Annotated in this window: 17 protein-coding genes; 12 read left to right on the top strand and 5 right to left on the bottom strand. The window is 61.2% G+C overall.

Annotated features, from left to right (window positions below):
- Window positions 1-97: 97 nt before the first annotated feature.
- Window positions 98-1,612, top strand: a complete 1,515-nt coding sequence (trpE, locus tag CAK95_RS23105) for an anthranilate synthase component I (protein WP_086090054.1) — start codon at window positions 98-100, stop codon at window positions 1,610-1,612.
- A gap of 71 nt (window positions 1,613-1,683) precedes the next feature.
- Here trpE and CAK95_RS23100 read toward each other — a convergent pair whose 3' ends face one another.
- Complete coding sequence (locus CAK95_RS23100) at window positions 1,684-2,559, bottom strand: NmrA family NAD(P)-binding protein (protein WP_086090053.1); 876 nt, start codon at window positions 2,557-2,559, stop codon at window positions 1,684-1,686.
- An 88-nt stretch (window positions 2,560-2,647) separates the two neighbouring features.
- On the opposite strand from CAK95_RS23100, the gene CAK95_RS23095 reads away from it, so the two are divergent.
- The 7 genes from CAK95_RS23095 (at window position 2,648) to lexA (ending at window position 8,734) form a co-directional block, all read left to right on the top strand.
- Window positions 2,648-3,625 carry a LysR family transcriptional regulator gene (locus CAK95_RS23095; protein WP_086091604.1) on the top strand — a complete coding sequence of 326 codons (978 nt, stop codon included), beginning with the start codon at window positions 2,648-2,650 and terminating at the stop codon, window positions 3,623-3,625.
- 121 nt (window positions 3,626-3,746) lie between these two features.
- Entirely contained in the window at window positions 3,747-4,352 is a 606-nt protein-coding gene (locus CAK95_RS23090) for an anthranilate synthase component II (RefSeq protein ID WP_086090052.1), read from the top strand.
- 7 nt (window positions 4,353-4,359) lie between these two features.
- Window positions 4,360-5,376: an anthranilate phosphoribosyltransferase gene (trpD, locus tag CAK95_RS23085; protein ID WP_086091603.1), complete on the top strand. Its 1,017-nt coding sequence runs from the start codon at window positions 4,360-4,362 to the stop codon at window positions 5,374-5,376.
- Between the two features lie 6 nt (window positions 5,377-5,382).
- The gene (trpC, locus tag CAK95_RS23080) at window positions 5,383-6,192 is read left to right on the top strand and encodes an indole-3-glycerol phosphate synthase TrpC (RefSeq protein ID WP_086091602.1); all 810 of its coding nucleotides are present in this window, start codon (window positions 5,383-5,385) and stop codon (window positions 6,190-6,192) included.
- 6 nt (window positions 6,193-6,198) lie between these two features.
- Entirely contained in the window at window positions 6,199-6,681 is a 483-nt protein-coding gene (moaC, locus tag CAK95_RS23075; RefSeq protein WP_086090051.1) for a cyclic pyranopterin monophosphate synthase MoaC, read from the top strand.
- A 5-nt stretch (window positions 6,682-6,686) separates the two neighbouring features.
- Window positions 6,687-7,898 (top strand): molybdopterin molybdotransferase MoeA, encoded by a 1,212-nt coding sequence (locus CAK95_RS23070; protein ID WP_086090050.1) that lies wholly within the window; start codon window positions 6,687-6,689, stop codon window positions 7,896-7,898.
- A gap of 119 nt (window positions 7,899-8,017) precedes the next feature.
- Window positions 8,018-8,734 carry a transcriptional repressor LexA gene (gene lexA / locus CAK95_RS23065; RefSeq protein ID WP_086090049.1) on the top strand — a complete coding sequence of 239 codons (717 nt, stop codon included), beginning with the start codon at window positions 8,018-8,020 and terminating at the stop codon, window positions 8,732-8,734.
- Here the strand turns inward: lexA and CAK95_RS23060 are convergent.
- Window positions 8,717-11,011, bottom strand: coding sequence for a ComEC/Rec2 family competence protein (locus CAK95_RS23060; RefSeq protein ID WP_086090048.1), 2,295 nt, complete (start codon window positions 11,009-11,011; stop codon window positions 8,717-8,719). The two genes, lexA and CAK95_RS23060, sit on opposite strands and share 18 nt — an antisense overlap.
- A gap of 202 nt (window positions 11,012-11,213) precedes the next feature.
- Window positions 11,214-12,896, bottom strand: coding sequence for a glutamine--tRNA ligase/YqeY domain fusion protein (locus CAK95_RS23055; protein WP_086090047.1), 1,683 nt, complete (start codon window positions 12,894-12,896; stop codon window positions 11,214-11,216).
- 200 nt (window positions 12,897-13,096) lie between these two features.
- On the opposite strand from CAK95_RS23055, the gene gltX reads away from it, so the two are divergent.
- Complete coding sequence (gene gltX, locus CAK95_RS23050; protein WP_086090046.1) at window positions 13,097-14,539, top strand: glutamate--tRNA ligase; 1,443 nt, start codon at window positions 13,097-13,099, stop codon at window positions 14,537-14,539.
- Window positions 14,540-14,749: 210 nt separating this feature from the next.
- On the top strand, window positions 14,750-16,057 hold the full coding sequence (gene gltA / locus CAK95_RS23045; RefSeq protein WP_086090045.1) for a citrate synthase: 1,308 nt from the start codon (window positions 14,750-14,752) through the stop codon (window positions 16,055-16,057).
- 24 nt (window positions 16,058-16,081) lie between these two features.
- Here the strand turns inward: gltA and CAK95_RS23040 are convergent, their stop codons facing one another.
- The gene (locus tag CAK95_RS23040; RefSeq protein ID WP_086090044.1) at window positions 16,082-16,684 is read right to left on the bottom strand and encodes a hypothetical protein; all 603 of its coding nucleotides are present in this window, start codon (window positions 16,682-16,684) and stop codon (window positions 16,082-16,084) included.
- A gap of 422 nt (window positions 16,685-17,106) precedes the next feature.
- On the opposite strand from CAK95_RS23040, the gene CAK95_RS23035 reads away from it, so the two are divergent.
- Both CAK95_RS23035 and CAK95_RS23030 read left to right on the top strand, forming a co-directional pair.
- Window positions 17,107-17,298: a hypothetical protein gene (locus CAK95_RS23035; RefSeq protein WP_086090043.1), complete on the top strand. Its 192-nt coding sequence runs from the start codon at window positions 17,107-17,109 to the stop codon at window positions 17,296-17,298.
- Between the two features lie 27 nt (window positions 17,299-17,325).
- Window positions 17,326-17,613 (top strand): GlsB/YeaQ/YmgE family stress response membrane protein, encoded by a 288-nt coding sequence (locus tag CAK95_RS23030; RefSeq protein WP_086090042.1) that lies wholly within the window; start codon window positions 17,326-17,328, stop codon window positions 17,611-17,613.
- 204 nt (window positions 17,614-17,817) lie between these two features.
- Here the strand turns inward: CAK95_RS23030 and CAK95_RS23025 are convergent, their stop codons facing one another.
- The gene (locus CAK95_RS23025) at window positions 17,818-18,840 is read right to left on the bottom strand and encodes a beta-ketoacyl-ACP synthase III (protein ID WP_198343754.1); all 1,023 of its coding nucleotides are present in this window, start codon (window positions 18,838-18,840) and stop codon (window positions 17,818-17,820) included.
- Window positions 18,841-18,867 lie beyond the last annotated feature (27 nt).

The raw sequence follows: 18,867 nt of genomic DNA, 5'->3' as shown, positions 1-18,867 counted from the left end.
GCGGAATCCAGCCTCTGGGTCCCCGCTTTCGCGGGGACGAACGGAAATAGGACATCCGCTTCAACTGACTTGGCCACTTTGTTGTTGTGAATGTCCCATGCTCATCGAACCGACTGCCGATGCCTTTGCCGAACGCTATGACCGTGGCGCTGCGCAAGTCGTCTGGACGACGCTCGTTGCCGATCTGGAAACGCCGGTTTCCGCTTTTCTGAAGATTGCGAGCGGGAAGCCGATGAGCTTCCTGTTCGAGTCGGTTGAAGGCGGTGCCGTCCGCGGCCGGTATTCCATCATCGGACTATTGCCCGATCTCGTCTGGCGCGTGCGTGACAATCATGCCGAGACCAATCGCAACGCGATCCGGGCGCCGGAGCAGTTTTCACCCTGCCCGCTCCCTCCGCTCGATGCCTTGCGCGAGCTGATCGCTGAATGCCGGATTGAACTGCCGCCGGAATTGCCGCCACCCTCGGCCGGTCTGTTTGGCTATCTCGGCTATGACATGGTGCGGCAAATGGAGCGGTTGCCGGATATCAATCCGGATGTGCTCGGCACGCCGGATGCGATCCTCATCCGTCCAACCATTGTGATCGTCTTCGATGCGGTGAAGGATTCGATCACCATCATCACGCCGGTCCGCCCCGAACGAAGTGTATCGGCAAAGACGGCGTTGGCGCGCGCCACTGAACGCCTGACGGCGATTGTCGATGCGCTCGATGCGCCGCTGCCAAAGTCGATGCACGACGCGCCAGACGCCATTGCGACACCGCAGGTCTCGAACACGACGCCAGATGAATATGCGTCGATGGTCCGCAGCGCCAAGGAATATATCGCCGCCGGCGATATCTTCCAGGTGGTGCTGTCACAGCGATTTTCTTCACCATTCGACTTGTCGCCGTTCTCGCTCTATCGCGCGCTTCGCCGTGTCAATCCGGCGCCGTTTCTTTACTTCCTCGATTTCGACGGCTTCTCGATCGCCGGATCGAGCCCGGAAGTTCTTGTTCGCGTGCGCGACGGGCGTGTCACCATCCGTCCGCTTGCCGGCACGCGGCCGCGCGGCGCAACGCCGCACGAAGATGCCGCGCTGGAACGTGAATTGCTCGCTGATCCGAAGGAATGCGCCGAGCATCTGATGCTGCTCGATCTTGGGCGCAACGACGTTGGGCGAGTTTCGACCATCGGCAGTGTCGATGTCACCGACAAATTCTTCATCGAGCGCTACAGTCAGGTGATGCATATCGTCTCGAATGTCGAAGGCGAATTGGCGGCGGGACGCGATGCTCTCGATGCGCTGATTGCCGGCTTTCCAGCCGGCACGGTGTCCGGCGCGCCTAAGGTTCGGGCGATGCAGATCATCGACGAGCTCGAGAAAGAAAAACGCGGCATCTATGCCGGTTGCGTCGGCTATTTCTCCGCTGCGGGGGAAATGGATACCTGCATCGTGCTGCGGACGGCAGTGATCAAGGACGGCACCATGTATGTGCAGGCTGGCGCAGGTGTCGTGGCTGACAGCGACCCTGTGTTCGAACAGCAGGAATGCATCAACAAAGCCAAGGCTTTGTTCCGCGCGGCGGAGGAAGCGCGGCGCTTTGCCAGCGGCTCACGGCGCGGTCAGTGACATGCAAACCCGCCGGGGCGGCCGTAGCCCTTTCGTAAGGCCACGGCCTCATCAAATGCCAGACTTGGCGATCAGGTAGCCGCCTGAATTTTCGTGATGATGCGCGCGACTGCTGTGGCGAGCGATGTCGTCCCGCGCCGGTGTTCGGTGCCGTCCGCACGCGCAACGCGGCCACTTGCGATCCCCTCGTACATGCCGAGAAGGGCCGTTGCCACGGTTGCCGGAAGTCCGACTTCGGCGAGAACGGCCGCGCGTTGCTCAGGCGGAACGAATGCCGGTGCGACCGGGCGGCCGAGGACGTCGGCAAAGGCCATCGCCACATCCCGGGCGCTCCAGTCTTCGGGGCCGCCCAATTCCACCACGCGCGGTCCTGACCAGTTCTCGCACATCAGTTGGGCGGCCGTCCGCCCGACATCGATCGTGCTGACCATGGGTATCTTCTGGTCAGGCTCCAGAAACGTCGGAAGAGTGCCGCCTGCGACAGCAGCTTCGGCAACCTCGGACCAGGTTTCGACAAAATAGCCCGGCCGCAGAAAGACTGTCGCCGACGCCGCGCCAGCCAGCGCGCCTTCCATCTGGTGCAGCGTGGCAATAATGCCGGTACCTGTTTCGTGTTGGGCGCCGACCGACGACAGCACGACCGCCCTGGGTAGGTGCGTACGCCGCACGGCCTCTGCCAACGCCGAACCGACTTGTGTGGCCTGCGCGAACGGGTCGCCCGCCACCGGAGGCGGATTGAACAGGAACGCGGCTGTCGCCCCTTCCAAAGCGGCCGAGACCGCGTTCGCATCGTCGATGCTGGCGACGGCGACGTCTGCGCCGCGCGCCTTCCATGCTTCACCCTGTTCAGGGCGGCGTACGGCGACACGCACCGCTTCGCCGCGTTCGATCAGGGCATGCGCGGTTTCACCGCCGGCCCTGCCATTCGCTCCAAAAACCACATGCATGACCTGTCTCCATTGTTGGCTGCTGTCGATGTCGAGCGGAATACAGGGAGCCCTTCCATGCATCCAATGCATGGTTTATATTTTCAGTATGCGTGAAGTGGATTTGAGGGGCGTCGATTTAAACCTGCTGGTGGTGCTCGACGCGCTGCTGGAGGAAAAAAGCGTCACCCGCGCCGCCCGCCGTCTCAACATGAGCCAGCCCGCCGTCAGCCGCGCCTTGTCGCGCCTGCGCGCCTTGTTTTCAGACCCGCTGCTGGTCGACAGCCGGGCCGGTTACATTCTCAACACCCGCGCCGAGGAGATCCGACCGGCGCTGCGCAGAACGCTGGCCGGCGTCGGCGACATGCTGTTGGCAACGCCGTTCAACCCGGCTGCGGCAACGGGCCAGATGCGGCTGGCGATGCTCGACCTTGAGGCCGCCTCGCTGGTCCCTTTACTGCTGGAGCGCTTTGCCAATGAGGCGCCCGGGCTCGACCTCGACATCCTGCCACCCAGCGCGACGGCGATCGAAATGCTGGAGAATGATGTCGTGGACGCTGTGGTCGGTGTGTTCGATGACGCGCCGGCGGGTATTCATCGACGCCGCCTCTTTGACGACGGGTTCGTCACGCTGATGCGTGCTGAACACCCTGATGCCGGCAAAAAACTGACGCTCGATGACTATCTTCGGCTTGGCCATATCGTGGTGAGCGTCACCGGCATTGGACCTGCGCCCGTGGACATCGCGCTGAATGCCATCGGCCGCCGACGACGGGTGAACGTACGTGTGCCAAGCTTCTTCGCCGCGGTAGAGATTGCGGCACGCTCGGACCTCGTCATGACCCTGCCGTCCAGCCTGGCCAAGACGACGGCTGGCATGGGACGTTTGGTGGCGCTGGCCCCGCCTATCGATCTCGGCAGCTTCACGATGAGCCTTCTCTGGCATGCGCGCCACCAGCACGACCCCCGGCACATCTGGTTGCGGAGCACCATCGTCGCTGCGGCGACGGCGATGACCGCAGCCGTGCCGGGCTCGTCGCCTGTGGCCAATGCCGCTCGGCTTGACCCTCCTGGAACCCCCGTCTAAACCCGCGGCGGCTGCCGCGCAGTCAGCAAGCGCGGTACCGGTTTTGCGACGCAATCAAAGCTTGCGCAGATTGCGTATTCGGATTTGCGTTCGCCCGGGAGCGCATGGATTGCCGGGCGCCATGATCGTTCTGATCGACAACTATGACAGCTTCACATTCAACCTCGTGCATTACTTGGGCGGGTTGGGTGCCGACATCGTCGTACACCGCAATGATGCGGTCTCGGTGGACGATGTCATCGCGGCCAAGCCCGAGGCAATCGTGCTCTCGCCGGGGCCCCGCACCCCCGATGACGCCGGCATCTGTCTCGATCTGATCGCCAGGGCGTCTAACCGGATTCCAATCCTCGGCGTGTGCCTTGGTCATCAGGCGATCGGACAGGCCTTTGGCGGCGAGGTCGTGCGCGCGCCCTCGCAGGTTCACGGCAAGACCTGTGATATCCGGCATGACGGCGGCAGCGTATTCCGCGGCATCAATGGATCATTCAAGGCGACGCGCTATCATTCGCTTGTGGTCAAACGCGAGACGATGCCCGATGCGCTTCAGGTCACCGCCGAGACCGACGATCAGATCGTTATGGGTTTGTCTCACAAAACGTTGCCTGTCCATGGCGTGCAGTTTCATCCCGAAAGCATCGCATCCGAACACGGGCATCTGATCCTGAAGAATTTTCTCGATCTTGCCGCCGCCTGGAATCAAGGTGCGGCGCGACAACGCATTCATTGAGGGCGGCATGACGGACGATTTAAGGGCGTTGATCGGCAAGGCCGCAACAGGTGCCGTATTGTCACGTGACGAAGCTGCGCATGCCTTCGACCGCATGATGTCGGGCGAAGCGACGCCCTCGCAGATGGGTGGCCTCCTGATGGCGCTGCGTGTCCGCGGCGAGACGGTTGACGAGATCACGGGTGCGGTGGCGGCGATGCGCGCAAAGATGCTGAAGGTCGACGCACCAGCGAATGCGGTGGATGTTGTCGGCACCGGCGGCGATGCATCCGGCTCCTACAATATCTCGACCTGCGCGGCGTTCATTGTCGCCGGCGCCGGCGTTCCCGTTGCCAAGCATGGCAACCGGGCGCTGTCGTCGAAGTCGGGCGCAGCCGATGTGTTGATGTCGCTTGGCGTGAACATTGACCTCACGCCAGCCGATGTCGGCCGATGCATTTCAGATGCCGGGATCGGTTTCATGTTCGCTCCCGCGCATCATCCGGCGATGAAGAATGTCGGACCGACGCGCGTCGAGCTTGGCACGCGCACGATCTTCAATCTTCTGGGACCGCTCTCCAATCCGGCCAATGTGAAGCGGCAGCTTGTCGGCGTGTTCTCGCGGCAATGGATCGAGCCGTTGGCTTTGGTGCTGAAAAATCTCGGGTCCGAGTGCGCCTGGGTGGTCCACGGTTCTGACGGTCTCGATGAAATCACAACCTCCGGTCCGACCGCCGTCGCGGCTTTGGAAAACGGCAAGGTGCGCACCTTCGAGATTTCGCCGGCCGATATCGGCATTGCGCTGGCCAAGCCGGAAGCCCTGCGCGGCGGCGACGCCGATCACAATGCCGCCGCCTTGCAGGATGTGCTGAATGACAAACCGAGCGCCTATCGCGATGTAGCCCTGATCAACGCCGCCGCTGCGCTCGTGGTCGCCGGCGCCGCAAAAACGCTGCAGGACGGTGCTGAACTGGCGGGCAAGGCGTTGTCGTCAGGCGCGGCGCGCGCCAGGCTCGATCGCCTGATCACCGTGTCCAACGCGTGAATGATGATGGCCGATATTCTCAAGACGATCGAGGCCTATAAACGCGAGGAAATCGCGGCTGCGAAAAGCCGCGTGCCTTTTGCGACGCTTGAACGTGAAGCGCGGGCAGCTGCGCCGACGCGCGGTTTTGCTAACGCCATCAGACGCAAGCTTGCGGCGGGGCAATATGCACTGATCGCCGAAGTGAAGAAGGCCAGTCCGTCGAAGGGATTGATCCGCGCCGATTTCGATCCTGTGGCGATCGCCAAAGCTTATGAAGCCGGCGGCGCAACCTGCCTGTCGGTCCTGACCGACGCGCCGTCCTTCCAGGGCCAACTGTCCTATCTGACCGAGGCCCGTGCGGCGACCACCCTGCCCGCTTTGCGCAAGGACTTCATGTTCGATGTGTATCAGGTGGCTGAAGCACGCAGTGTCGGGGCCGATTGTATCCTCCTGATCATGGCGGCGATCGACGATGCGCTGGCGCGCGATCTTGAAGACGCGGCTATTGCGCTCGGCATGGATGTGCTGATCGAAATCCATGACGAAGCCGAGCTGGCGCGCGCATTGCGACTGCGTTCGTCGCTGATCGGAATCAACAATCGAAACCTGCGCACTTTCGAAACCTCGATCGAGGTCAGCCGCAAACTTGCCCCGAAAGTGCCGCGCGACAGGATTATCGTCGGTGAAAGCGGTATCTTCACCCCCGAGGATCTCGCTGTATTATCGGACGTCGGTATTTCCACTTTCCTGATCGGTGAAAGCCTGATGCGCGCGAATGACGTCGCTGCTGCAACCCGCACGCTGCTGGCACGGCCGCAGGACGCTGCGAGCTGACGGCGCATGGCAGGCAAACTCACCCATCTTGGTGCGTCCGGCGAAGCACGGATGGTCGATGTGTCCGAGAAGGCATCGACCGAACGCGTCGCCGTTGCCGAAGGCCGGGTCGTCATGTCGAAAGCGACGCTCGATCTGGTCGTCTCCGGCAATGCCAAGAAGGGCGACGTGCTCAGTACGGCCCGCATTGCCGGCATCATGGCGGCGAAACGGACGCATGACCTGATCCCGCTCTGTCATCCGCTGGCGATTTCGCAGGTGACCGTCGATCTTGCGCCTGATGCGCAATTGCCTGGCATCGCAGTCCGCGCCACCGTCAAGGTGCAGGGACAGACCGGCGTCGAGATGGAAGCGCTGACGGCTGTTTCCGTCGCCTGTCTCACCGTCTATGACATGGTGAAGGCGGCCGAACGCGAGATGCGCATCGAAGGCATTCGGTTGATCGAGAAATCGGGCGGCAAGTCCGGTCTATTCCGCGCAAAGGATTAGGTGTTGTGTCATTGCTTCCGGTTGCTGACGCCCTCGAACGCGTGCTGGCGAAGGCTAGGCCTTTGCCGGCGGAGCACGTGGCATTGAACGAAGCGTATGGCCGTGTGCTGGCCGAGGATCTTCGCGCGCTGCGGACACAGCCGCCCGTCGATGTGTCGGCGATGGACGGTTACGCCGTGCGCGCGGAAGATATCACAACGGTGCCGACCGAACTGACGCTGATTGGCGAGGTTGCGGCCGGGCGTCCCTTCACCGGCGCGATCGAGGCTGGGCAGACCGCGCGCATTTTCACCGGCGGAGAATTGCCTGCCGGCGCCGACACCATCGTCGTGCAGGAACATACTCGCCGCGAGGGCGACAAAATTATCTTCGCGACATTGCCGCAAGCCGGGCGTCATATCCGAAAAGCAGGGCTCGATTTTTTCGACAACGATATCCTGCTGGTCCGTAGCCGCGTGCTGACCGACCGGGATCTTTCGCTCGCCGCGGCGATGAACCATCCGCTGGTGCCGGTCCATCGCAAGCCGCGCGTTGCCATGCTGGCGACCGGCGATGAACTCGTGTTGCCGGGGCAGACGCCGGGGCCCGGCCAGATCATCTATTCGAACGGCTTTTCGATCATGGCCTTTGCGCGGCGGCTGGGCGCTGAGGTCATCGATCTCGGCATTGTAGCGGATCGTCTTGAAGACACAGTCTCCGCCATCCGCCGCGCGCGCGATGCAAATGTAGATGTCCTGGTGACGATGGGCGGCGCCTCGGTCGGCGACTACGATCTCGTGCAGAAGGCGCTCTCGGCCGAAAACATCGATCTGTCGTTCTGGAAGATTGCGATGCGACCGGGCCGCCCGCTGATGCATGGACAATTGGGCGAAATGCAGGTGCTCGGCCTGCCGGGCAATCCCGTGTCGGCTTATGTCTGCGCCTTCCTGTTCCTGGGACCGCTGCTGCGGAAGATGACCGGGCGGCATGATGTCGAGAACCCGACCGAGCAGGCTTTGCTGGGCTCCGACCTGCCGGAGAATGACGAGCGGGCCGATTATCTGCGTGCCCGGATATCGCGGTCGGTCCGCGGAGCCCTGGTGGCGACGCCGTTTCCGCTGCAGGATTCGTCGATGGGCCGGGTGCTGGCCCATGCCGATTGCCTCGTCCTCCGCGAGCCGCTGGCACCGCGGGGCGCGGTTGGCTCGATCTGCACGATCCTGAAACTTCCCCTTTGAAATCCCTTCGCTTTCTTCACTCCAAATTAAGGGCTTGCAGAACACATATCGAACATATAGTGTCCGTTCATGATTTGTTTCGCACCCCTTGAGGTGCCGGTTGCCGGGGGAGACGATCGATGTTGACGCGGAAACAGTTCGAGCTTTTGCGCTTCATCAACGAGCGGCTGAAAGAAGCCGGCGTGCCACCCTCCTTCGACGAGATGAAGGACGCGCTCGACCTGCGCTCCAAGTCCGGCATTCACCGGCTGATCACGGCTCTGGAGGAGCGCGGCTTCATTCGCCGCCTGCCCAACCGCGCCCGGGCGATTGAGGTGATCAAGCTGCCCGATTCCGTCGTCCAGGGACCAGGCGCCCGCCGCGGCTTCACGCCCAGCGTCATCGAAGGCAATCTCGGCCGTGTCCGGACCGTCTCTTCGGAGGACGACGGCAATGGCAGCAGCGGCAATCGCCCCGTGGCCGTGCCGATGATGGGCCGGATCGCCGCCGGTACGCCGATCGAGGCGATCCAGACCAAGACTCAAACCATCAATATTCCGCCGGACATGCTCTCGGCATCGGGCGAACATTTCGCGCTGGAAGTCCGCGGCGATTCGATGATCGAAGCCGGCATCCTCGACGGCGACGTTGCGTTGATCCGCAAGTCCGACGGCGCCGATACCGGCGACATCGTTGTTGCACTGATCGACGAAGAGGAAGCCACGCTGAAGCGTTTCCGCCGTAGAGGCGCGTCGATCGCACTCGAGCCGGCGAATACGGCCTACGAAGTGCGCATCCTGCCGCCAACACGCGTGCGCATCCAAGGCAAGCTGATCGGCCTAATCCGCCGGTACTGACACGGCATCTTCGACATCCAGATCCTGTAGACGCGGCGTCGCATCACGCGGTGGTGCTTGCGGCTGCGCGGACGTTGCCGTTTGCACCGGCTTCGCCGTCCACGGGCGCTGATAGTTTGTCGGTCGCGCTGAATCGATCGCGAACGAAGAGCCGTTCCATCGTGCTCTGCTCGCGCCATTGGCCCGTGCGACGTTGCGATCAATAGCCGGCGCGGCACAATGCGGCGGAATCGTTCTGTTCGTCACGACGAAGGCTGCGATTTCGCAATCTTCGGCTGCGGCTTCCGCCGTAAGCGACAATGCTACGGGCCGCCCATCGGCCAGGCGGGCAACGCAACCGTTTTCATCGCAGCGTGTGCTTTCCGCAAGCGACGAATCCTTGGCAGATCGTGAATCCCCATCGGCGGCGAGCCATTCGCCAAGCACGAATTCGTCCCGTCGGCTCGCAATGATCCGCAAGACGCCGCCCGCGTCACGCACCGCTGCCATGCCCGCATCCGCGGAGACGAACATGTCGGGACGCGGCGTGATTAGAATGAAGCCGATGCAAGCTGCGCCCAAGCCGGCACCTGTCCAGCGCAGCGGGGAACGCAAGAGGCATACAACGACGAGGCCTGCCGTGCCGATCAGCAATGGGCCGATGCCAAAAGCGGGAATGCGGCCAACAGCGCCAGGCAAGCTGGCGACCCAGGTTGCCGCCACGATGATCCATTCAATCCCCTCGCCCATCAGCCACCAGAACGGCCGGTCGAATCCGAACGGCAAAGCGACGAGTGCCAGAAGACCCACGGGCATCACCCAGATCGAGACCGCCGGCATGGCCAAGAGATTGGCGAGAACGCCATAGGGTGCGAGGCGATGGAAGTGATAAGCGGCGAACAAGGTGGTCGCGAGCCCCGCGACCAGCGATGCGAGAATGAGTGCGACGATCTCCCGGCCTCCCCATAACGCAGTGCGTGCGCTCAAGGATTTGTCGGGCACATTGGACAGCCACGGCAGCCCGCGCTCATAGACGGCGATCAGCGCCAGTGTTGCCGCAAACGACATCTGAAAACTCGGATGGACGATCGATTCTGGCGCAATCGCCAGCAGCACCAGCGCGGCAACCGCGATCGTTCGCAACGTGAGCGCCGGCCGATCGAACATGACTCCGATCAGCACAATGGCCGTCATAATGAAGGCGCGTTGCGTCGCGATCTCTGCGCCCGACAACAAGAGATAGAACGCCGCGATGATCAGCGCCGCGCCCGCCGCCCATTTCTTGATAGGATAGCGGCTGGCGACGATTGGAAACAAGGCGAGGCCGGCACGGACGACGAAGAACACGACGCCGGCGACGACGGCCATGTGATACCCGGAAATCGACAACACATGCGCAAGGCTCGAGATATACATGGCGTCGTTGACGGGAGCGGAAATCGCATCGCGTTTTCCGGTGATCAGCGCCGATGCGATGGCGCCCTTGTCTCCTGGCACGGCCGCGCGAATGCGCGCGTCGATGGCATCGCGTAAACCGCTGATTGCGGCCGTATAACGAAGCCAGACGCTCGGCGATTCAGGCGCACTGACATGCTTGATTTGACCAAGCACGAATCCGGTTGCGCCGAGTTGCTGAAAATAATAATCGCGCGCGAAGTCATAACCGCCTGGACGCAACGGTGTGAGCGGCGGATTGAGCCGCGCGCGCAATTCGACAAATGAGGCGACAGCGGGAGCGAGGCCCTTGCGGACCGTGACGCGGACACGTTCGAGTTTTTCATTCGCGCGCGCACCACTCATGTTATGAACGCGGATGACGATCCGATCGTTACGTTCGCGTTCTTCACGACGTTCGACGAAGCCCGTGAGTGTGACGTTGTAAGCTGGCGTGGTAAGGACAGGATGCGCGATGCGAACGCTTTTCCATGTCGCGAACGTGAAGCCCGCCGCGATTGCGGTGAAGCCGATCATCAACGGCCAAGCGACCGGTCTTGCTCGCGTGGCAATACAGATGGCCAAGGCAATCGCTGTTGCGATGACTCCAGCCCAAAGAGACGGCTCGTAATCGGCCGAAAAATAAAGCGCGACCCCAAGCCCGAATGCCACCGGCAGCCATGGAACAAGGCGACCGGGTGCGACGTCGGACGCAATCCAGTCGCCGATGCGGGCGCCGGCTGTTTGCGATAGACGCGAGAGATCGTCGAGCCAGCCGGGCGAAAGGTTTTGGCCAGCCGCGCGGTGGCCCAATGGCCACGTGCGCGCCCGCGCCCGGCTCCTCGCCTTGCCCTGCTCCGCCATGAGCCCCCGCCCCGGCCATTACCGCGGTAGCAGGTTACATCAAAGCCCGCCTCCACGTCATTCCGGGCGCTCGCATCGCTGGCAAGTGCACGCAGCCAGCGTAAACTTGGCTGCGTGCGAGCGAGCCCGGAATCCAGTTCAATGGATGGGCTCTGGATTCCGGGTCCGCTGCTCCCCGCAGCGTCCTGGAATGACGAAGCCATTACCCGCCCGCGGACACCTTGGCCCAGGTGTCGCGCAAGCCGATGGTACGGCTGAACACCAAATGGCCAGGCTTGGAGTCCCGGTCGCGGACGAAATAGCCCTGGCGCTCGAACTGCACCGGCTCGTCGGAATTGTCGCCGGCCAGGACCGGCTCCAGCTTGGCGTCCGGCAGCACTTCCAGCGATTGCGGATTGAGTTCCGCCGCGAAATTCGACGCGTCCGGATCCGGCTTGGTGAAAAGCGGATTGTAGATGCGAACCTCGGCATTCACGGCGTCGGCGGCCGACACCCAGTGGATGGTCGCCTTCACCTTGCGGCCGTCCGGCGCATTGCCGCCTTTGGTGGCCGGATCATAGGTGCAGCGAAGCTCGATGATCTCGCCGGCATCGTTCTTCACCACCTCACGGCAGGTGACGAAATAGGCGTAGCGCAGCCGCACTTCCGACCCCGGAGATAGCCGAAAGAATTTCTTCGGCGGGTTCTCCATGAAGTCTTCCTGCTCGATATAGATTTCGCGGCCGAAGCGGATGCGGCGGGTGCCGGCATTCTCGTCATCCGGATGATTGACCGCCTCCAGCTCCTCGCTCTGCCCTTCCGGATAATTCTCGATCACGATTTTCAGCGGGCGCAGCACGGCCATGCGCCGCAAGGCGGTCTTGTTCAACGTCTCGCGGATCGCAAAGTCGAACATCGCGACATCGACGACGCTGTTGGCCTTGGCGACGCCGATGCGCTTGATGAAATCGCGCAAAGCCGCCGCCGGCACGCCGCGCCGGCGCAGACCGGCCAGCGTCGGCATGCGCGGATCGTCCCAGCCCGACACATGGCCATCGCGCACCAGCTGCGTCAGCACACGCTTTGACAGGATCGTGTAGCTGAGATTCAGCCGTGCGAATTCATATTGGTGCGGCTTTGACGGGACCGGCAGGTTTTCGATGAACCAGTCGTAGAGTGGACGATGGTCCTCGAATTCCAGCGTGCAGATCGAATGCGTGATGTGTTCGATCGCATCCGACTGCCCATGCGCGAAGTCGTAGCTCGGATAGATCTTCCAGGCGTCGCCGGTGCGCGGATGATGCGCGTGTAGGATACGGTAAAGCACCGGGTCGCGCAGATTGATATTGCCGGACGCCATGTCGATCTTGGCCCGCAGCACGCGGGCGCCGTTCGGGAATTCACCGGCGCGCATGCGGCGGAACAGATCCAGATTCTCCTCGACAGACCGGTCGCGGAAAGGTGAGTTCACACCGGGCTCGGTCAACGTGCCGCGGGTCTCGCGCATTTGTGTGGGCGTCTGGTCGTCGACATAGGCCTTGCCGTCGCGGATCAGCAGCTCGGCCCATTCGTAGAGTTGCTCGAAATAATCCGACGCGTGAAACAGATTGTCGCCCCAATCGTAACCGAGCCAATGCACGTCGGTCTTGATGGCGTCGATATATTCCTGCTCTTCCTTGGCGGGGTTGGTGTCGTCGAACCGCAGGTGGCAGCGGCCGCCGAATTCCTGTGCGATCCCGAAATTCAGGCCGATCGACTTGGCGTGGCCGATATGCAGATAGCCGTTCGGTTCCGGCGGGAAGCGGGTGACGACCGATTTATGGCGGCCGGAATCAAGGTCCGCCTGCACGATGTCGCGAATGAAGTCGCGCCCTGCTTCCGTCGTTGAAGTCTCGTCAACCGCCATTCGTTTAGCCTCTGCTGTGCCGCAGCCGTCCGCGACGCGCCTATCTGCCAAATTCGTTCCCGAGCGCCAAGGTCCAGACACTGTAAACCTTGCCGCGCCCTTGCCTTATTGCCGCGCAATGCGCTGTTTCCGCCCGCATTATCACATGATAGATGGGCTGATTCCGACCGAAACAACCGCTGACGCTGACCGAGCCTAGGATGTCCGACCCCGTCGTCACCCGCTTTGCGCCTTCCCCGACCGGCTTCCTCCATATCGGCGGAGCGCGCACAGCGCTGTTCAACTGGCTCTATGCCCGCGGGCGCGGCGGCAAGATGCTGCTGCGGATCGAGGACACCGACCGCGAGCGCTCGACCGAGGCTGCAATCAGCGCCATTCTCGACGGGTTAACCTGGCTCGGCATCACCTGGGACGGGGACGCCGTTCATCAATTCGCGCGCGCCGCCCGCCATCGCGAGGTGGCCGAGCAATTGCTGGCTTCCGGCAACGCCTATCGCTGCTATGCGACGCCGGAGGAACTCACCGCGATGCGCGAGGCTGCCCGCAAGGCGGGCCGGGCTCGCATGTATGACGGCCGCTGGCGTGACCGCGATCCGTCCGAGGCGCCGGCGGGCGCCAAACCGGTCATCCGGCTGAAAGCGCCCTCCACCGGCGAGACGGTGATTGAGGATCAGGTTCAAGGTCGCGTGGTCTGGCAGAACGAGGATCTCGACGATCTCGTGCTGCTGCGGTCAGACGGCAATCCCACCTATATGCTCGCCGTTGTGGTCGACGATCATGACATGGGCGTGACGCATATCATTCGTGGCGACGATCATCTGACCAACGCTGCCCGGCAGAAACAGATCTATGATGCGCTCGGCTGGCCGGTGCCAACGATGGCGCATATTCCGCTAATCCACGGTCCGGACGGATCAAAGTTGTCGAAGCGTCATGGTGCGCTCGGCGTCGATGCCTATCGCGCGCTCGGTTATCTGCCGCAAGCGTTGCGCAATTATCTGGTGCGGCTCGGCTGGAGTCATGGCGATCAGGAAATCTTTTCAACCGAGGAAATGTTCAAGCTATTCGACTTGCCGCAGATCGGCCGCTCGGCGGCGCGGTTTGATTTCGTCAAACTCGAAAGCCTGAACGGCCATTATATCCGGCAGACCGATGACGCCGCGCTGCTGGCCGAACTGGAAAAGGCCCTGCCCTTTATTGCCCATGGCAGTGAACTTGCATCAAAACTCGACGACACGCTGCGTGGCAAATTGCTGAAAGCGATGCCGGGCTTGAAGGAGCGTGCAAAGACGCTGGTGGAGTTACTCGAACATTCGCGTTTCATCTGGGCGGACCGGCCGCTGCGGCTTGAGGATCGAGCGAAAACGATCCTGACCGCGGAGGCGCGAGCGGTGCTCGCCGCGCTGCTTCCCGCCTTCGATGCGATCTCAGATTGGTCGGCGGAAACGACCGAGGCGGCCGTCCGGACCTATGCCGACACCGCCAATGTAAAACTCGGCACGATTGCCCAACCGTTGCGTGCGGCGCTGACCGGGCGTGTCACCTCACCCGGCATTTTCGATGTCCTGGCCGTGCTCGGGAAGTCTGAATCCCTCTCTCGCATGCGCGACCAGGCCAAAACGTCCGCTCCAGTTGCGCCGTAAGTCTCGCCGTCCAGTCGCTTTTTTTGCGAATTTTACGGTGACGTTCTTATCCTTTCGCATGGGTCTCATCCCCTGAGGCGGCCCATCTTGCGATGCCGAAAGGGATGGGTTACGCCACAATCACAGGACCAATTCGTCGGTCGCCGAACACCGTTGGCCGGTCAATGACCGGTATGGACTCGGCGGCCGTCCCCGCGCAAAGGAACGATTATGGACGCGAAGACGGATGCCAAGACCGCAAAGGTCTCCATCGGCGACGAAAGCTGGAACCTCCCTATACAAGACGGGACCATCGGTCCCAGCGTGATCGACATCGCTAAGCTGTACGCACAAACCGGGATGTTCACTTACGATCCCGGCTTCACGTCGACTGCGAGCTGCGAATCGAAGATCACCTATATCGATGGTGACGAGGGTATCCTGCTTTACCGCGGCTATCCGATCGAACAGCTCGCCGAGCACGGCGACTTCCTCGAGACCTGCTATCTGCTGCTATTCGGTGAATTGCCGACCGCTTCGCAGAAGGCCGATTTCGACCGGCGTGTGACCAATCACACCATGATTCACGAGCAGATGAGCCGCTTCTTTCAGGGCTTCCGCCGTGACGCGCATCCGATGGCCGTCATGGTTGGATCGGTCGGCGCACTCTCCGCCTTCTATCATGACTCGACCGATATCTCTGACCCATATCAGCGGCTCGTTGCATCGATCCGCATGATCGCGAAGATGCCGACGCTGGCCGCCATGGCCTACAAATACACGGTCGGCCAGCCCTTCGTGTATCCGACCAATGCGCTCGACTATTCGTCGAACTTCATGAAGATGTGCTTCGCGGTGCCTTGCGAGGAATACAAGGCCAATCCGGTGATGGCGCGGGCGATGGACCGCATCTTCATCCTGCATGCCGATCACGAGCAGAACGCGTCTACCTCGACTGTGCGCCTCGCCGGTTCGTCCGGCGCCAATCCGTTTGCCTGTATTGCTGCCGGCATCGCCTGCCTGTGGGGGCCGGCGCATGGCGGCGCCAACGAAGCGGCGCTGAAGATGCTGGCCGAGATCGGCTCCGTTGACCGCATCCCGGAATATGTGAAGCGGGCGAAGGACAAGAACGATCCGTTCCGCCTGATGGGCTTTGGTCATCGCGTGTACAAGAACTACGATCCACGCGCGAAGATCATGCAGAAGACCTGCCATGAAGTGCTGGCGGAAGTCGGCCATGGCGACGATCCGCTGCTGCAGGTGGCGATTGAGCTCGAGCGTATCGCGCTGAGCGACGAGTATTTCATCGAAAAGAAATTGTATCCGAATATCGACTTCTATTCGGGCATCACCCTGAAGGCGATGGGCTTCCCGACCTCGATGTTCACAGTGTTGTTCGCCGTCGCCCGTACAGTCGGCTGGATCGCACAGTGGAAGGAAATGATCGAAGACCCGCAGCAGAAGATCGGCCGTCCACGTCAGCTTTACACCGGCGCGACACGCCGTGATTACGTGCCGCTCTCGACCCGCAAGGCTTAAGGCCAGAAATCAGTCTGGCCGGAATTATTCTCGCCAGCGCAATACGCGTTGTTTCTTGAACGCTATCGGTTGAGTGAAATTGTCCGCTTTTGCGAATGACGCGAAAGCGGACAAAACTTTTCCATCATCAATCGAGTCGCCCGGCACGATCACAATCAACCCGCGCGCGATGGCCTCGTCGGACGAGAGAGTTCCCTCTTCCATCGCGGCGAGGACAGCTTCGCCGGTGATGACGACGGTGTCATCGGCTTGAGCCCCACTGGTCTGAATCTGGAAGGCGACGCCGTCCTGCATCGCGCGATAGCGGCTCCAGAGCCCCTCTTCGACCAAGAGCATCGACAGACCGGACGCCGCTTCAGCGCCGGACGAAGCCAGTGCGTTACCGAAACGCTGCATCCGTCCGATTGTGGATTTGTGGTCGTCAGTGTCGCCGTTTTTCGGATCAGCAGCATTGGTCGGGAGAATGCCTGCGATCGTTGCCTCGCGGAGGGCCGATATGACATCGGCCGAGCGTTGGAGCGAGGCACTTACTTTGTTTTCGGCGCGATATTCGCAGGCTGTTGCCGGGTGATACGACGTCAGAAAGAGAACTGAAACGAAGGCGATACGCAAATACAAAATTGTCATGGTGCCCTCCGTGAGCACAGACGGAGTATCAAGGAATCTTCCTCGCGCTCCGCAACGCAATTACATTGAAGTGTTTTCCCCCTGACTGGTTTCGCTTGATTCGAGCTATGCCGAATAGATCATGATGACAATTGTCGCGGCAGCAAACCTACCACAGGCCCCGTCTGCGAGGCTCAACACGCTCAGTCGAATTGTGAGGCATCTGTGCGTCATGACAGCTCTCCCTCATCTCACACTGATTGTGTTCTGTGACCTCTCCGCTTTCGATTAAGCCGACTGTGCTCTTTTAATTCGATGGCGTAACGAAAATGGCGGCCGATGCGTTGAAAAGTTTACGTGCATCGCAGGCACATTGAGCGGTCAATCACAGAACGAGCCGCCATTTTCAACAATCGTATTCCTCAAAAATCAGGAAGGAAAGCGTGCGACAGCACGACGACAGACAAAAAGAGAAAGGCCTGCGCGGCGGCGCAACATCGCTGAACGTCGCGTTTGCATCTTGCAATTTTTGTGGATGCCGCAATGCACTGCAATCAGTTGGTGAAATGTTGCCGGGATATCGTATCTGGATATGCTATGAGATGATCCTGATCGAATCACAGCCGAAGGTTTGAGCTCAAACAAAGAGATGGAAGACGGCCATGCCGACATTCGCTCAATTCGTTGTATGGATCGTTGTTGGACTGATCGGCGGAAGCCTTGCCGGTCTGATCATCACCTGGCATCGCCAGGGCTTCGGACTCTGGCGCAATATCGGTCTTGGCCTTGTCGGCGCGCTGGTCGGCGGCTTCCTTTTCCGAATTTTTGGGCTGTTCCCCGATCTCGACAAGATCGCAATTTCACTACGCGACATCGTTGCCGCGCTGGTTGGATCGCTGATCGTGCTAATCGCGTTGTGGCTGTGGCAGACCTTTAGCAAACCACACTGAGATGACTCTGGTGGAGTGGATTTGACATTCGCTACCCCGTTAACCGCAGACTCGCAAAGCGAATGTCAAATCCAAAACTCCACTAGCAAGTATACTTGCTAGTGGTCCCTTGATTCTGACGTTCGCAACGGTGCCCGCTGAACAGGATGCGAGCGTTAGAATCGGACCACTAGATCGCGCTGAATACGGAGCGCAGTGCGACAGCTAAGCTGCCGCCTGCTTTGCTCCGTCATAGGCCCAGGTCACATAAGCTGCGCCCCAGGTGAAACCGCCGCCGAATGCCGCAAGCACAAGCCGGTCGCCGGCCTTCAGCTTGCTCTCATAATCCCACAAGCAGAGCGGAATAGTTGCGGCAGTGGTGTTGCCATATTTCTGGATCGTCATCATGACGCGTTCCATCGGCAAGCCCATGCGCTCGGCCGTGGATTCGATGATGCGGCGATTGGCCTGATGCGGCACCAGCCAGTGGATCATGTCGCCGCGAAGATTGTTGCGCGTCATGATCTCGCCGGCGACTTCGGCCATTTTCGCGATGGCAAATTTGTAAACCGCAGCGCCTTCCTGATGCACATAGTGCAAACGCTTTGCCACCGTTTCTGCGCTGGGCGGCATGCGGCTGCCACCGGCTTTCTGATGCAGATGGATCATGCCTGAACCATCCGACCGGATCAACGTGTCAAGAATGCCCTCGCCGTTCGGACTCGGCTCGATGAGCACGGCGCCTGCACCGTCGCCGAACAACACACAGGTCGCGCGGTCGGTATAGTCGATGATCGCCGACATCTTGTCGGCACCGACGACGACTACCTTCTTGCACTGACCATTGGCTACGAATTGCGAGGCGATGGTGATCGCATAGATGAAGCCCGAACAAGCCGCCTGCACATCGAACGACCCGATCGGGCCGACGCCCACCATGTCGCATATCAGGTTGGCCGTGGACGGAAAGACGAAATCCGGCGTCGTGGTCGCGCAGATCAAAAGATCGATGTCTTCCGGCCTGTTGCCGGTCCGCTTGAGCAGCCCCCGCACCGCCTCTGCACCCATATGCGATGTGCCGAGGCCCTCGCCCTTGAGGATCCGCCGCTCCCGAATTCCCGTGCGTTCCATGATCCAGGCGTCGGATGTATCGACCATCTGGGCCAGTTCGCTATTGCTGAGAACGTAATCGGGAAGGTAACCGCAAACGCCTGTTATTGCTGGTGTTTTCAGATGGCCGTTGCGCATGAAAATTCGCCGGTGGGATGGGACGGC

Origin of the sequence: Pseudorhodoplanes sinuspersici, assembly GCF_002119765.1 — a bacterium.
GTDB lineage: Bacteria > Pseudomonadota > Alphaproteobacteria > Rhizobiales > Xanthobacteraceae > Pseudorhodoplanes > Pseudorhodoplanes sinuspersici.
Note: the sequence above shows the minus strand (reverse complement) of the source record. Positions and strands in the feature narration are given on the sequence as shown.

Coding starts and splice junctions, on each gene's coding strand:
- trpE (WP_086090054.1), top strand. CDS start 98: ATGCTCATCGAACCGACTGCCGATGCCTTTGCCGAACGCTATGACCGT.
- CAK95_RS23100 (WP_086090053.1), bottom strand. CDS start 2,559: ATGCATGTGGTTTTTGGAGCGAATGGCAGGGCCGGCGGTGAAACCGCG.
- CAK95_RS23095 (WP_086091604.1), top strand. CDS start 2,648: ATGCGTGAAGTGGATTTGAGGGGCGTCGATTTAAACCTGCTGGTGGTG.
- CAK95_RS23090 (WP_086090052.1), top strand. CDS start 3,747: ATGATCGTTCTGATCGACAACTATGACAGCTTCACATTCAACCTCGTG.
- trpD (WP_086091603.1), top strand. CDS start 4,360: ATGACGGACGATTTAAGGGCGTTGATCGGCAAGGCCGCAACAGGTGCC.
- trpC (WP_086091602.1), top strand. CDS start 5,383: ATGGCCGATATTCTCAAGACGATCGAGGCCTATAAACGCGAGGAAATC.
- moaC (WP_086090051.1), top strand. CDS start 6,199: ATGGCAGGCAAACTCACCCATCTTGGTGCGTCCGGCGAAGCACGGATG.
- lexA (WP_086090049.1), top strand. CDS start 8,018: ATGTTGACGCGGAAACAGTTCGAGCTTTTGCGCTTCATCAACGAGCGG.
- CAK95_RS23060 (WP_086090048.1), bottom strand. CDS start 11,011: ATGGCGGAGCAGGGCAAGGCGAGGAGCCGGGCGCGGGCGCGCACGTGG.
- CAK95_RS23055 (WP_086090047.1), bottom strand. CDS start 12,896: ATGGCGGTTGACGAGACTTCAACGACGGAAGCAGGGCGCGACTTCATT.
- gltX (WP_086090046.1), top strand. CDS start 13,097: ATGTCCGACCCCGTCGTCACCCGCTTTGCGCCTTCCCCGACCGGCTTC.
- gltA (WP_086090045.1), top strand. CDS start 14,750: ATGGACGCGAAGACGGATGCCAAGACCGCAAAGGTCTCCATCGGCGAC.
- CAK95_RS23040 (WP_086090044.1), bottom strand. CDS start 16,684: ATGACAATTTTGTATTTGCGTATCGCCTTCGTTTCAGTTCTCTTTCTG.
- CAK95_RS23030 (WP_086090042.1), top strand. CDS start 17,326: ATGCCGACATTCGCTCAATTCGTTGTATGGATCGTTGTTGGACTGATC.
- CAK95_RS23025 (WP_198343754.1), bottom strand. CDS start 18,840: ATGCGCAACGGCCATCTGAAAACACCAGCAATAACAGGCGTTTGCGGT.